Source organism: Pseudoalteromonas sp. SWYJZ98, assembly GCF_015864495.1.
GTDB lineage: Bacteria > Pseudomonadota > Gammaproteobacteria > Enterobacterales > Alteromonadaceae > Pseudoalteromonas > Pseudoalteromonas distincta.
Window position 1 is genome coordinate 1 of record NZ_JADYXA010000020.1, and the last position, 13,984, is coordinate 13,984.

The 13,984-nt window shown below is 39.2% G+C and carries 9 protein-coding genes; 5 read left to right on the top strand and 4 right to left on the bottom strand.

Features of this window, described 5'->3' with window-relative positions:
- Window positions 1–474: 474 nt before the first annotated feature.
- Window positions 475–1,968 (bottom strand): guanosine-5'-triphosphate,3'-diphosphate diphosphatase, encoded by a 1,494-nt coding sequence (gene gppA, locus I6F10_RS12335; RefSeq protein ID WP_165743277.1) that lies wholly within the window; start codon window positions 1,966–1,968, stop codon window positions 475–477.
- Window positions 1,969–2,011: 43 nt separating this feature from the next.
- Window positions 2,012–3,289 (bottom strand): ATP-dependent RNA helicase RhlB, encoded by a 1,278-nt coding sequence (gene rhlB / locus I6F10_RS12340; protein WP_002960940.1) that lies wholly within the window; start codon window positions 3,287–3,289, stop codon window positions 2,012–2,014.
- 91 nt (window positions 3,290–3,380) lie between these two features.
- Here rhlB and trxA point away from each other — a divergent pair, with 91 nt between their 5' ends.
- A complete protein-coding gene (gene trxA / locus I6F10_RS12345) occupies window positions 3,381–3,707 on the top strand; it encodes a thioredoxin TrxA (RefSeq protein WP_002960942.1) in 327 nt (108 codons plus the stop codon).
- A 186-nt stretch (window positions 3,708–3,893) separates the two neighbouring features.
- Window positions 3,894–5,153, top strand: a complete 1,260-nt coding sequence (rho, locus tag I6F10_RS12350; protein ID WP_165743276.1) for a transcription termination factor Rho — start codon at window positions 3,894–3,896, stop codon at window positions 5,151–5,153.
- 63 nt (window positions 5,154–5,216) lie between these two features.
- Here rho and I6F10_RS12355 read toward each other — a convergent pair whose 3' ends face one another.
- Window positions 5,217–8,036 carry a tetratricopeptide repeat-containing hybrid sensor histidine kinase/response regulator gene (locus I6F10_RS12355; RefSeq protein ID WP_165743275.1) on the bottom strand — a complete coding sequence of 940 codons (2,820 nt, stop codon included), beginning with the start codon at window positions 8,034–8,036 and terminating at the stop codon, window positions 5,217–5,219.
- A 76-nt stretch (window positions 8,037–8,112) separates the two neighbouring features.
- Between I6F10_RS12355 and I6F10_RS12360 the strand changes: the two genes are divergently transcribed.
- Window positions 8,113–8,685 (top strand): DNA-J related domain-containing protein, encoded by a 573-nt coding sequence (locus I6F10_RS12360; protein ID WP_165743274.1) that lies wholly within the window; start codon window positions 8,113–8,115, stop codon window positions 8,683–8,685.
- A 22-nt stretch (window positions 8,686–8,707) separates the two neighbouring features.
- Here I6F10_RS12360 and dbpA read toward each other — a convergent pair whose 3' ends face one another.
- Window positions 8,708–10,096, bottom strand: a complete 1,389-nt coding sequence (gene dbpA / locus I6F10_RS12365; protein ID WP_165743273.1) for an ATP-dependent RNA helicase DbpA — start codon at window positions 10,094–10,096, stop codon at window positions 8,708–8,710.
- A 189-nt stretch (window positions 10,097–10,285) separates the two neighbouring features.
- Between dbpA and I6F10_RS12370 the strand changes: the two genes are divergently transcribed.
- The gene (locus tag I6F10_RS12370; RefSeq protein WP_165743272.1) at window positions 10,286–12,364 is read left to right on the top strand and encodes a TonB-dependent siderophore receptor; all 2,079 of its coding nucleotides are present in this window, start codon (window positions 10,286–10,288) and stop codon (window positions 12,362–12,364) included.
- Window positions 12,365–12,543: 179 nt separating this feature from the next.
- Window positions 12,544–13,944 carry a M20/M25/M40 family metallo-hydrolase gene (locus I6F10_RS12375; RefSeq protein ID WP_165743271.1) on the top strand — a complete coding sequence of 467 codons (1,401 nt, stop codon included), beginning with the start codon at window positions 12,544–12,546 and terminating at the stop codon, window positions 13,942–13,944.
- The last annotated feature ends 40 nt before the right edge of the window (window positions 13,945–13,984 follow it).

A 13,984-nucleotide genomic window follows, 5' to 3' on the forward strand; every position in this document is an offset into this window, starting at 1 on the left:
GGTCACTCAGTTTCAATTGAGACTCTAATTTTTTTACCTCGCTACCTAAGTAGGTTGGCTGTTAGAACTCAATCTGTACGAGTGCCCACACAGATGATTGCTTTATATTGTTAAAGAACGTCTTGAGTCGCTTTATCGTCTCAAGGGATGCGAATAATACGCTTTCCTATTTTTTTGTCAACACTTAAATTTAAACTTTCTAAAAAGATTCAATCTAAGTTTTACTTAACACCCTGAGTAGTTCGTGCCTCGCTATGCGTTAGCGTTTACCGTCTCAGTGGGGTCGCATTATAGGGAGATCCGAAAACAGATCAACCNGTTAGCGTTTACCGTCTCAGTGGGGTCGCATTATAGGGAGATCCGAAAACAGATCAACCCTTTTTTGAAGAAAACTTGAAATAATGTGCTGTTCGCACATATTTACATCGAAATGGTTACTTTAAACACTAAAAAGGCCCTGATGGGCCTTTTTGGTTAGTTTACTATGAGCTTCCAGCCAAGTTTACCTTGCTGTTTAGACTCTTGTTGTAGCTCGCTGGCCATTAATGGATGATCTTTTAACCAGTTACTTTCAAACTTAAGGTCTAACACTTCATTTTTAGCAGTTAACTCAAACTTAGGCAGTACATCATCTTGTCTTCGCATTGATAAGATGACTGATATTCGTAGTAATCTCACTATATATTGCGCTAATAGACTATTTACCCCGAGTGAATTAAAACAGCCTTTTGGAAAATCAGATCGATGTGCATCTGCTACCGCTACTATTAATTTATGCTCTGACTGTGAAAAACCAGGCATATCGGTATTTTCCAAAATATAAGCGGTATGTTTATGGTACTGCTTATACTCTATTAGTAATCCAATCTCATGAAGCTGCGCTACCGCTTTTAATAGTGGTAACCCATTTAAACTTTCAATTGGCCAATCTTTATCAATATTTACCGCTAACTGCATAGCTAAGCTTGAAACTCGACACGCTTGTTTTTGATCAACGTGATAACGACTCATAAACCCATCAACTGTGCGTTTGCGAATATCGTTATTATGAAACTCCGGAACCATGCTATATAAAACACCTTCACGCAGTGCTCCGCCCGCCAATCCCATTTTTTCTATTTCAAGAGATTCAAATAGTGCGATTAAGATTGCGAGTCCTGATACAAATACCAGTCGACGGTCTTCACTTAATCCAGGAAGGTCTAGCGCTGCAATAGTGCTAAATGCAATTGCTTGATCTTTTATAGTGTTGAGCTTTTCAAGTGTAAGTAAGTCGTCAAGATTTTGCGCGACCATAATTTCTTGAATTGCTTGTACTGTACCAGAAGCTCCAGATGCAGTTTGCCATCCAGCTGCTTTATACTCTGGAGAAATTTCATCAATGACTGTACGAGCCGCTTTTATTGCTGCGTTAAAGTTACTTTTACTTAGTTGGCAATCTTTAAAATAGCGTTCAAGATAGGTAACACAGCCCATATTGAGGCTTTTGTAATGTAGGGCATCAAATGCTTTACCAATTACAACTTCTGTACTTGCACCACCAATATCAATAACAAGCTGTTTGCCAGTACAAGATGAAGTATGGGCAACACCTTTATAAATTGTGCGCGCTTCTAATTCTCCGCTAATAACATTAATGTTATGACCTAGAATTTTTTCGGCATGATTTTTAAATACGTCGGCGTTAGTTGCTAAGCGTAAGGTAGCTGTTGCTACTATGGTGATGTTTTTGTCTGGGATATCTTGTAGACGCTCAGCAAAAAGGGCAAGGCATTCCCAGCCTCGCTGCATTGCTTCAGTGCTTAATACGTTTCCTTTATCAAGCCCTGCGGCTAATCGGACTTTGCGTTTAACACGTCCAATTGTTTGTAGACCGCCAGCAATTGATTTGGCAATAAGCATATGAAAGCTATTTGAGCCCAAATCAATAACTGCGTACACATTTTTTTGCGGTTTAAGTTGCCCCACCGTTCAAAAACCTCTAGTTACTACTACTTATACAAACGGTCGCTTACGACCGTCCTTTTTGGTAACTATTATTTGGGCGACGTCCGCTGTTATTACTACGGTTACGTGGACCTGTTGAATAGTTGCGCTTTCTTTGAATAATAGGCTGAGTTAAATCATCTAGCAATGCTGTTTTATCATAATGTGATAAAGGAATGCTGTGCTCTATATATTCTTCAATTTCATGCAGGTTGTATGCATATTGCTCACATGCAAAACTAATTGCGTGGCCTGATGCACCAGCGCGGCCAGTACGGCCAATACGGTGAACATAATCTTCACAATCGTCAGGTAAATCAAAGTTAAACACATGACTTACTTCTGGAATATGAAGACCACGCGCTGCAACATCGGTCGCAACTAAAAAGTCTAAATCACCTTTGCTAAATTGCGCTAATATAGTTTGGCGTTTTTTCTGGTTAACATCACCAGTAAGCATACCTACACGATGACCGTCTGATTTAAGCCAAGCATATACTGTTTCACAACTATGCTTGGTATTTGCAAACACGATTGCTTTCTCTGGCCATTCTTCTTCAATTAAGGTTAACAACAGCTTAATTTTATCTTCTTGCGAAGGATGAAATAGCTCTTCTTGAATACGTTTACCCGTTTTAACGTCAGGTTCAATTTGAACATGCTCTGGGTTTGTCATGTGCTCAAAAGCTAATTCTTGTACGCGGTACGATAATGTGGCAGAAAATAATAAGTTTAAACGCTTTGATGTATCTGGCATGCGATCGAACATATAGCGAATATCTTTGATAAAACCTAAATCGAACATACGATCGGCTTCGTCCAGCACGACTACCTCAATTTCATTAAGGGTGTAACAGCCTTGCTTATACAGATCAATTAGGCGACCTGTAGTACCAATTAAAATATCAACGCCTTTTTCTAGTTGTGCACGTTGTTTTTCGTAATCTTCGCCACCATATACTAAACCTAAGTTAAGATTACAGTGCGGCGCTAAAATTTTAGCATCTTTGTGTATCTGAATCGCAAGCTCCCGAGTAGGGGCCATGATCAGGGCTCTTGGATGTTTACTAGGTGCTTTGCTAGATTGTAATAACCGATGGCACGTGGCAGTTAAAAACGCCAACGTTTTGCCTGTACCCGTTTGAGCTTGGCCCGCGATATCGCGTCCATCACAAATAAAAGGTAGGCATTTTGCTTGAATAGGTGTGCAATATTCAAACCCATTCTCGGTTAAACCGGCAACCACTTCCGGTGCGATAGCAAAGTCTGAAAACTTTTTATCGGTTAAATGTGTCTTAGTCATAGCGTTTAAGCATAACGTTTAAACTTGCAATAAGAAACAAGAGTGTTTAAATACGCACTAAATATTTCGCCTAACTAAATCGGAGAGCGCAATGAGCGAGAAAATAATCCAAATTACTGACGATAGCTTTGAAGCTGACGTATTACAATCAGACAAACCAGTACTAGTAGATTTCTGGGCTGAATGGTGTGGACCTTGTAAAATGATCGCCCCTATTCTTCACGAAGTTGCTGATGAATACGACAGCCGTGTGACTGTTGCTAAATTAAATATTGACCAAAATGCTGGCACACCGCCAAAGTTTGGTATTCGTGGTATCCCTACTTTACTTCTTTTTAAAGATGGCCAAGTAGCTGCAACGAAAGTAGGTGCTCTTTCAAAAACTCAACTTATCGAGTTTTTAGAAAACAACATCTAACGGTAAGCTAGAACAATAGAAAGGGCTTTTTTGCCCTTTTTTAAATTTATTTTGTATAAAGACTGGACGCTTTGCCAGTGAACTGCTAGTTTATAAAGCCAACTAATCCTTAGTTATATTCAACAAACCTCACTCAACGATCAAAGCGATTTTGAGTATGACAACTGTAATAAAGAACCCACCAATATGCATTTACGCGAATTAAAAGACAAGTCGATTAAAGAGCTTGTAGACTTAGCTGAGTCCATGGGGCTCGAAAACGTAGCCCGCTTAAGAAAGCAAGATATCATTTTTGCCATTCTTAAATCCCATGCCAAAGGCGGAGAGAATATCTTCGGCGGCGGTGTATTAGAGATTTTACAAGATGGTTTCGGCTTCTTAAGATCATCAGAAGCCTCTTACTTAGCTGGGCCAGATGACATTTATGTTTCACCTAGCCAAATTCGCCGTTTCAGCATGCGTACTGGCGATTCAATTTCAGGCCTTATTCGTCCACCTAAAGACGGTGAACGTTACTTTGCTTTACTCAAAGTAAATGAAGTTAACTTTGATAAACCTGAAAACTCTCGAACTAAAATTCTTTTTGAAAACCTTACTCCACTACATGCAAACGAACGTTTTCGCATGGAACGTGGTAACGGCAGTAAAGAAGATATTACAGCCCGTGTACTTGATTTAGCATCTCCTATTGGCCGCGGCCAACGTGGCTTGTTAGTAGCTCCGCCAAAAGCGGGTAAAACAATGCTACTTCAAAACATTGCACAATCAATTACGCATAATCACCCTGATGTAACATTAATGGTTTTACTTATTGATGAACGTCCGGAAGAAGTAACAGAGATGCAACGCCTAGTTAAAGGTGAAGTTATTGCATCAACGTTCGATGAGCCAGCTTCTCGTCACGTACAAGTTGCCGAAATGGTTATCGAAAAAGCAAAACGTTTAGTTGAACATAAAAAAGATGTTGTTATCTTATTGGACTCAATCACTCGTTTAGCACGTGCTTATAACACCGTTATTCCTTCATCAGGTAAAGTACTTACTGGTGGTGTTGACGCTAACGCATTACACAAGCCTAAGCGCTTCTTTGGTGCTGCACGTAACGTTGAGGAAGGTGGTAGCTTAACAATCATAGCTACAGCTCTTATCGATACCGGCTCTAAAATGGATGAAGTTATCTACGAAGAGTTTAAAGGTACTGGTAACATGGAACTTCACCTTAACCGTAAAATTGCGGAAAGACGTGTATTCCCTGCTATCGACTTTAATCGTTCAGGCACTCGTCGTGAAGAATTACTAACAAAATCAGATGAGCTTCAAAAGCTTTGGATTTTACGTAAAATTGTTCATGACATGTCAGAAATTGATGCGATGGAATTCTTAATCGATAAACTATCGATGAGCAAAACCAATGATGAATTTTTTGATTCGATGAGACGCCAATAAAGCGTTTTAGCTGAATAAAAAAAGCGCCTAAGGCGCTTTTTTTATATCTGGATTAAACACAGTTTAACTTTCGTTATACTTTTTAAGTACACTCTGCAGCGTATCAACGAGCGCTTTAAAGTCATTCGCACTACTTTTTTGGGTCCTGCGTAAAAGTGCTCTATCTAAACTTTGAGCTGATTGCGCTATTTCATCTAAACCAAACATTTGCGCCGCGCCTAAAATACGATGGCTATCTTTTTGTAGCGCAGCTAAATCTTCACTTATAAAATGCTGTGTAATCGTTTCACTCTCCAAAGCAAAGCTTTGCTTAAAACTAATGACAAGATCGCTCATATCAACTTCATTTTGCTGTGCAATTGGCTGATCTTCTGCACTATGTAGGTGATTAGAAAGCGCTTTATAAAATGAATCTTTATCTATCGGTTTACCTAAGTAACCACTAAACCCTAACTCTAAATAGCCATCCACTTCATGACTCATAGCATTTGCAGTTAAAGCAAAAATAGGCCGCTCAAAACCACACTGTTTTAATAGCTGAAAAGCAGAACGCCCGTCCATTACAGGCATTTGAATATCGAGTAGCACTAAATCAGGATACTCTTTTAAGCACTGCTCTACCGCTTGCTCACCGTTTTCAACGGCAATAACCTCGAGCCCCATTGAACGTAAATAGCGGCTTATTAACCTTCGATTATCAGGATGATCTTCTGCAAGTACAACACGCCCTGCCAATTGCTTATTTACCTTAGGAGCACTTTGAGTTTCAATCAGGCTTTGCGATTTATTTACTTCTGCGCACGGTAAAAAGAACGAGAACTGACTGCCCTTTCTGTATTCACTTTGTACACTGATATAACCGCCCATCATCGCGGCTAATTGTTGCGATAAGCTAAGGCCTAATCCTGTCCCCCCAAAGCGACGGCTAATGCTGTTATCAGCTTGGCTAAAGCATTCAAAAATAAGCTTTAACTGTTTAGAGCTCATACCAATACCGGTATCTTTTACAATAATCACTAGCCCTTGCTCACTCTTATTTAAAGCAATAATAATTTGGCCAGCGTGAGTAAACTTAATAGCATTAGCACATAAGTTTATAAGAATCTGTTTTACACGTATTAAATCCAGCTTAGTGTAAAACTCATTACCCACTTGATTATCTAAAATAAGGCGTAGATTTTTTGCTTTTGCTTGAGTGATAAACATTGCATGTACGTCATTTACAAGCTCAACAATATCAAAGCACGAAATATTTAACTCTAACCTATTAGCTTCGATTTTACTTAAATCGAGTACGTCGTTTATTAAACTTTTTAAATGGTCGCTATGGCGCTGAATTACTCTTAATTCGTCTTTAAGTGACTCCGGCTCATATAATTCGTTAATTAAAGCATCTGTTTGCCCTAAAATAGCCGTTAGTGGAGTGCGAATTTCGTGACTAATATTGGCCAAAAACTGGCTTTTAACATCGTTAGCTTCTCTTAGCTCTTGTGCTATCGCCTGCAATTCTGCAGTACGTTGCATAACTTGCTCTGTTAACTGCTGCTTAGCGCGTTTTTCTGCACCACGGCGATAAAGCGCAATACCAGTTATAACAACTAAAAGTAATAGTAAAAAAGAGAATAAAGTAAGCTGAGAACGCTGCGACATTTTTAGCTCTTGCACACGTCGATCTTGTTTAAGTTTTTCTATCTCTTGGTTTAATTGTGTTGCTTTAAATTGATGCTGAAGTACCGCTAGTGCATTTATAATTGCTGTACTTCTGAGCTTTCGTAGCTCACTAATATATTCTTGTTGCAAGGCCATTGCGCTTGAATAATCGCCTTTACTGGCTTCAAGTAGTGCTTTAGTCCCTAAACCCTCCCTAATTATTCGTTCACTGCCATATTCATGAGCAAGTGAAATAGCTCTATCTAAACTTATTTTCGCGTCTTCTAAGTTGCCTTTAACGAATTGAATTTTACCAAGCGCATGTAGCGCATTAAGCTCTAAATTATGGTTACCTATTTTAAGCGCATAGTACTCACCTAATTTAGCTTGCTCGTACGCTTCATCTACTTTTTTTAACACTAAATTAGTATTTGCCAAGTTAGTATATTGCGTAGATAACTTATTGTAATCATTGGCTGAAATATAATAACGCAGCGCTAGCTGGTAATAATGAAGTGCTAAGTCAAATTGATTACTCTCCATATGAGCAACACCCATATTGTTGTATACCTGCGCAATACCACTTTTATCATCTAACCGCTGATAAACTTTAAGTACATCTTGATAAAGACTAAATGCACTATCGTAGCGTGATAAGCGTATATAAACGCCTGCTATATTAAGTAATATGTCGGTTTGATCTTGCTCACTACCGTGCGCTTCGTAAATAGCTTTTGCCTTTAAGTAAAACTCTAGGGTATCGCCTAGCTTATTCATATTAAAATAAGCCAAACCAATATTATTTAGTAAATTTGCTTGTTCAAGTAGTTGTTCATTTTTTTCAGCTAATACTAGGGTGCGGGTATATTCACTTATGGCCTTTTGAAATAGGCCTTGATAAAAAAGTGCTACACCTTGCATTTTTATTGCACGAAAGTGCTCGTCAGGAAAGAAAGTATCTGAAGTGTTTTTTTCTAATAATTTAAAATAGTGTAAAGATTCTTTAAAATTATCAGCCGATAACGCACTATTACCTAATGCCGAATAAACAGCGACACGCTCTTTTTTAGAAACGTTTTTATTAGCAAGTAACGTATTTGCTAATTGTAATTTAGGCTCCCACTGCACTTCGTTTTTGAATTGCTCAAATAACGAATCACTATTTTTGGCAAAGCTAGGAGCTATTAGTACACAGCATATAGTAAATAAGAGGCATTTAAACTTGCCCAGCATAATTTTAATCCTTCAAACCGTTACTTATATCAGTGTAATCTTTATTGAAGATACACTAACTACTAGGGCCTAAACAATGCTTAACCCACTGATTGATGAGATTTTTGAGCTGATATTAACAAGGCAGGTTTGGCAAGTTCATACTTTAGCAGCAGAACTGACAAACCGCAGCGCAATAACAACACTCGATAAAAGCCCTGAACGTGATTTATTTAAACGCAACTTTTTAATTATGAATGCATTGTACCAACTGCAGGCACAATTACGCCCTCAGAGTTTACTCATTTCAACTCTGCATATCGAGCTTTTAGAAAAAGAAGGTAATAGCTTAGTGACAACAAACGAAAATTTGCGAGATTATTATTTAGATTGGTATAATTACGATACGGATGAAGATCAAATTGATGAGCTTTTGAATAGTTTTTGGCATCAGTTCAAAACGACATCACCACAACAAGCATTAAATGAAAATGAATTTAAAGCGTTGGCTTTAGAATGGAAGTTACCTGAAAACTTCACTCTTAAAAACGTTCAAAAGCGCTGGAGACAACTTGCATTACAAATGCACCCAGATAAACCAAATGGTTGTGAAGTTAAGTTTAAAAAAATAAAATTACAATACGAGCAGCTAAAGGTAGCTGCTCGCTAATTTGTTAATTTAGCCGTTTAAATTAACGAGTAAGGCGACGAGCGCGTATTTTACGCCCTTTAATGTTGCCTTCGGTTAGTTTGCGAAGTGCTGGTTTTGATGAATTACGCTCAACAGCAACAAATGCTACGTTATCAAGTACGTTAATTTTACCTACTTGACGACCTGCAACTCCATCCTTACCTGTTAGAGCACCAAGGATATCACCTGCACGTACTTTTTGCTTTTTACCTGAATCAATCATCAAAGTAACCATTTCAGGTCGGTACGGCGGTTTATCTAATAAATTAAACGGCGGCATTTGCTCTGGAGTAATATCACGCTCGTAATGCTCCCCAATTTGTGCAATTTTAAACGCTTCAGCTTCACCATAAATAGAACAAGCAATGCCCTTTTTACCGGCACGTCCAGTTCGGCCAACACGGTGAACATGTGTTTGCGTGTCATGTGCTAAATGGTAGTTAATAACCATATCCATGTCATCAATATCTAAACCTCGTGCAGCAACATCGGTTGCAACAAGTATTGAAGCACTTTTATTTGAAAAGTGAATTAGCGTACGTTCACGATCGCGTTGCTCTAAATCACCGTGCAATGCAACAGCACTGAAGCCTTCGTCAGCTAAATCATCACACACTTGTTGAGTTTCTACTTTGGTATTACAAAATACAACACAGCTTTGTGGTGTAAATTTAAGAAGTAATAACTTAAGCGTTGGATAGCGCTGCTTATTGTTATCCATTTTATAGAAATACTGCTTAATTGTGCTTTTGGCTTGCTCTTCTTCTACTTTAACCATTTCTGGATTTTTAAGTACACGCTTAGCAATTGCTTCAATAGCTCTTGGGAATGTAGCGCTAAATAACAATGTTTGACGATTTTGTGGAATACGCTCAATAATTGCATCAAGTGTGTCTTGAAAACCCATATCAAGCATTTGATCGGCTTCATCAAGCACCAATGTTTCAACATCATCTAAACGTAAAGTACCTTTACGAATATGGTCATCAACACGCCCTGGCGTGCCAACAATAATATGCGCACCATGTTCGAGCGAGCCTATTTGCGGACCAATTGATACACCACCACATAACGTCAATATTTTAATATTATGAATACCACGTGCTAATTTACGCATTTCAACCGCAACCTGCTCGGCAAGTTCACGAGTCGGACACAAAACTAAAGATTGAATACGGAAGCGTTTTACGTTTAATTTAGCTAACACACCCAAGCTAAACGCAGCAGTTTTACCTGAACCGGTTTTTGCCTGAGCAATGATGTCTTTACCAGCAAGTACAGGCGGCAAACTTTGCGCTTGTACAGGTGTCATGTGGGCATAACCAAGTGTTGATAAGTTATCAACGAGTCCAGCCGGTAAAGCCAAAGATGAAAAAGCAGTTGAAGTCACAGTAAGTTCCATAGCAATAAAATAACATGGGAGAAAGCCCCACTAATATGCAGCTTATAATAGCAGAATTCGTAATTGGCAACCATTAACAAACACATTATAAAACATGTTAATGAAAGATGTTGAAAATGATAGTGGTTTGCATTAAGATCGCGATTGTTTTTTACATATCTACGCTGGAAGCAATTAATGAAACTGAATTCTATTTACATAGCACTATTAGCAAGCATTTCAACAAGCACATATGCAAACACTACCGACCTTGAGCGCATAGAAGTAAAGGGTAGCTACTTTAACGATTACAAAGTAGATAACGCTAATGGCGCAATGAGAACATCAGCTTCATTACTTGAAACCGCACAATCTGTCACTGTAATAACCGACACTATTATTAGCGAACAGCTTGCCACTACACTTGGTGAAGTACTCACAAATGACGCAAGCTTAACTGCAGGCTCACAACAACGAAATCGCGAAGTATTTAACTTACGCGGCTTTGAGTTGAGCTCATCGACAGGTTATTTACGCGACGGTCATCAGCATTGGTCACACTATCAACAACCAATCGAAATTTTGCAACAAGTTGAAGTAATTAAAGGCCCATCAAGTATTTTATATGGTCAGTCAGGCCCGGGTGGCTTGGTTAACATGGTAACTAAAAAGCCTACAGCACAAACATTATTTAATGCCAGTGCCGATGTAGATCAGCATGGTTCAACTCGCTTTATGGTAGATGCTGCAGGCGCATTAACTGAATCAGAAGATTTACGTGCTCGTGGTATTTTAGTTAAGCAAGACGTTGACTACTGGCGTGAGTACCAAAATGGTGAAAATCGTGAGCGTGACCGCTTTTTAGGTGCTTTAGTTGTAGATTACGATATTAGCGATAACGCATTAGTACGTGTGCATTACGACCGCACAGATGACGAAGCCGGTTTGGATACGGGCGCATGGATAGACGATAATGCCAATGTAATTGGTAGCGATAAAACAATCCGTGATATGTCTTGGGCGTTTACCGATATTACCGTAGAAAACGTAGGTGTAGACCTTGAAGTATTTTTAACCGATAACTGGCAAGTAAAACTTGGCTATAACGAACAAACGTTTGAGCGCCAACGCTTTGAGTCAGCACCTCGTATGCCTAGCGACTTTACTGAAGGTGACAGCTATGAATCTCGCCCTTACGACCGTTTTGACGATTGGCAATTTAAAACTGCATTTATTGATTTTATTGGTGAATTTAAAACAGGCAGCTTACAGCATCAGTTTTTAATTGGCGCAAACTCGCTAGATTACTACTACGGGCAACGCCGTACTTCCGCTGAATACTTTGATTTTTCTGCAGGACAAGCAGAACCATCACGCCCTTCTGTAAGTTATAAAACAGATGATACAGTAAGCGAAACTGAATACGACTATTACGGTATTTACGTTCAGGACTTAATTTCGTTCTCACCAGAGTGGCAATTATCGCTAGGTGGCCGTTACGATAAACAAACACGAGAAGGTGCAGATAACGAATCATTTGTACCAAAGGTAGGTGTGCTTTATCACCCAAATGCTTCTGCAACTATATACGCTAGTTACTCAGAAGGTTTCGAGCCTCAAGGTAGTGAAACTCTGATTGATGAAACCGATGTAAATAATGGCATGAAGCTAGATGCCATTACCTCAGAGCAAAGAGAGATTGGTATTAAATGGCAATTATTTGATGACCGTTTACTACTAACAGGTGCAATTTTTGATATTAGTAAAGAAGGCACACTTGTTAGCGAACAGCTTGAGACGCCTATTGGCTCATTCACAAGTGAAACAAACCAAGTGGGTGAACAACGCCATAAAGGTGTTGAAGTAAGCGCTCAAGGTGCCGCTACTGACCGTTTATTTGTAATGGCATCAACTATGTACCTAGATGCTAACTTTGAACGCGATGAAGTATTGGAAGGCAAACGCCCTGTTGATGCACCTAAATGGTCGGCATCACTTTGGACCCGTTATGAATTAAACGACGCCATTGCCATTAACGCTGGCGCTTTTTATGAAGGCGAGCGCTTTGCAGATAGCGATAATACAATTACTAAAGATGCCTATACACGTGTTGATGTAGGCGCCACTTATAAGTTTAACTTAAGCAATACCGATATTAACTTACGCCTTAACATCGAAAACTTATTTGATAAAAGCTATTTAGGTGGTGGCGGCACGAGTAATGTAACTGTTGGCGAGGGCACAAATCTTCGTTTAGCAGCGCAATTTAGCTTTTAATTAAATGCTTAAATAACAGCTTTAAAATATAGCCCGCGTACATTTACGCGGGCTTTTTTATATCTAAACGTTTATACCTAACAGCATTAAACCTATTACAAAGCCTATTCATCTCATCTATTTTTTATCATGTTTGTTACATGTTCTAATAGCGCTAATTATTAAAAAGGCTTACCCAAATGAAAAAATTAATTACCGCACTGCTGCTTACTAGCAGTATGGCTGCAAACGCTAACAACGCCGAATTTACCCAAAAGCAATTACAACAAGTCAATGAAGTGCGCACCTCTGCTCTAAATAGTGATTTAAGCTATAAATTACTAGAGTCATTAACAACTGAAGTAGGACCTCGCTTACCTGGTACTGAAAATGATAAAAAAGCAGTGGCATGGGCTAAAGCTAAATTTAATGAGCTTGGTTTTGATAAAGTATGGCTTGAAGAAGCGACTTTTCCTGAATGGCGCCGTTATAGCGAAAGCGGAAAAATACTAACACCAAGCGAGCAACCTCTACATTTAACTGCATTAGGTAACAGTATAAGCACGCCTAAAGATGGGATCACAGCACCAGTAGTCTTATTTGAAACACTTGATGAATTAAAAGCCGCACCGGCGAACAGCCTAAAAGGTAAAATTGCGTATATTAATTACCGCATGAACCGCGATATAGACGGGAATGGTTACGGACCTGCTGTAAAAGCACGTGGCACAGGCGCGATAGAAGCATCTAAAAAAGGGGCTGTTGCCTACATGATGCGCTCGGTAAGTACTGGTCATCATCGTTTTGCACACACTGGCGGTAGTTACTACAAAGAAGGTGTTACAAAAATACCTAATGTAACCATTGCTAACCCAGATGCCGATCAAATAGCACGACTCATTGCTTTAGATAAAGACGTTTCTGTAAATATTAATGTGCAAACCGAAAGCCTTGGTGAAGGCACAGGTTATAACGTTATTGGCCAATTTAATGGTACCGAAAACCCTGAGCAATATGTATTAATTGGCGGGCATTTAGATTCTTGGGACTTAGGAACTGGCGCACTAGATGACGGCGCAGGCGTTGCACTAACAATGGCAGCCGCTAAACATATTAGCGATGTAAAGCGTCCTAAGCGAAGTATTCGTGTGGTACTTTTTGCAGCTGAAGAGCTAGGTCTTTGGGGTGCAAAAGCTTATTTTACAGAGCATAAAAACGAGCTAAGCAATATTGTTGCAGCAGCTGAGTCTGATTTTGGCGCTGATGTTGTATATGCTTTTGAATCGAACGTAAGCGCAGAGTCACTTCCTGTAGTGCGTGCTATTGCAAAAGAACTTGCGCCGTTAAATATTGAGCATATTGGTAAAAACCAAGCGAATGGTGGCCCTGATCTAATTCCACTTAAAGCAGCAACCTCAGCACCTATTTTTGAACTTGCTCAAGATGGAACAGATTACTTTGATTACCATCATACAGCTGACGATACGCTTGATAAAGTAACACCTGCTAAGCTGCGTCAAAATACCGCTGCATACGCTGTATTTGCTCTAATGGCTGCTGATGCAAAAACAACAATTAAGCCTAAAGCTCAAAATAAGTAATAACTGACATACTTACTTACAGTTTGTGGCTTTAACTAAC

Excerpts from the sequence above, each read along its gene's own strand:
- I6F10_RS12355 (WP_165743275.1), bottom strand. The coding sequence starts at position 8,036 with ATGCTGGGCAAGTTTAAATGCCTCTTATTTACTATATGCTGTGTACTA.
- I6F10_RS12370 (WP_165743272.1), top strand. The coding sequence starts at position 10,286 with ATGAAACTGAATTCTATTTACATAGCACTATTAGCAAGCATTTCAACA.
- I6F10_RS12375 (WP_165743271.1), top strand. The coding sequence starts at position 12,544 with ATGAAAAAATTAATTACCGCACTGCTGCTTACTAGCAGTATGGCTGCA.
- I6F10_RS12360 (WP_165743274.1), top strand. The coding sequence starts at position 8,113 with ATGCTTAACCCACTGATTGATGAGATTTTTGAGCTGATATTAACAAGG.
- rhlB (WP_002960940.1), bottom strand. The coding sequence starts at position 3,289 with ATGACTAAGACACATTTAACCGATAAAAAGTTTTCAGACTTTGCTATC.
- trxA (WP_002960942.1), top strand. The coding sequence starts at position 3,381 with ATGAGCGAGAAAATAATCCAAATTACTGACGATAGCTTTGAAGCTGAC.
- rho (WP_165743276.1), top strand. The coding sequence starts at position 3,894 with ATGCATTTACGCGAATTAAAAGACAAGTCGATTAAAGAGCTTGTAGAC.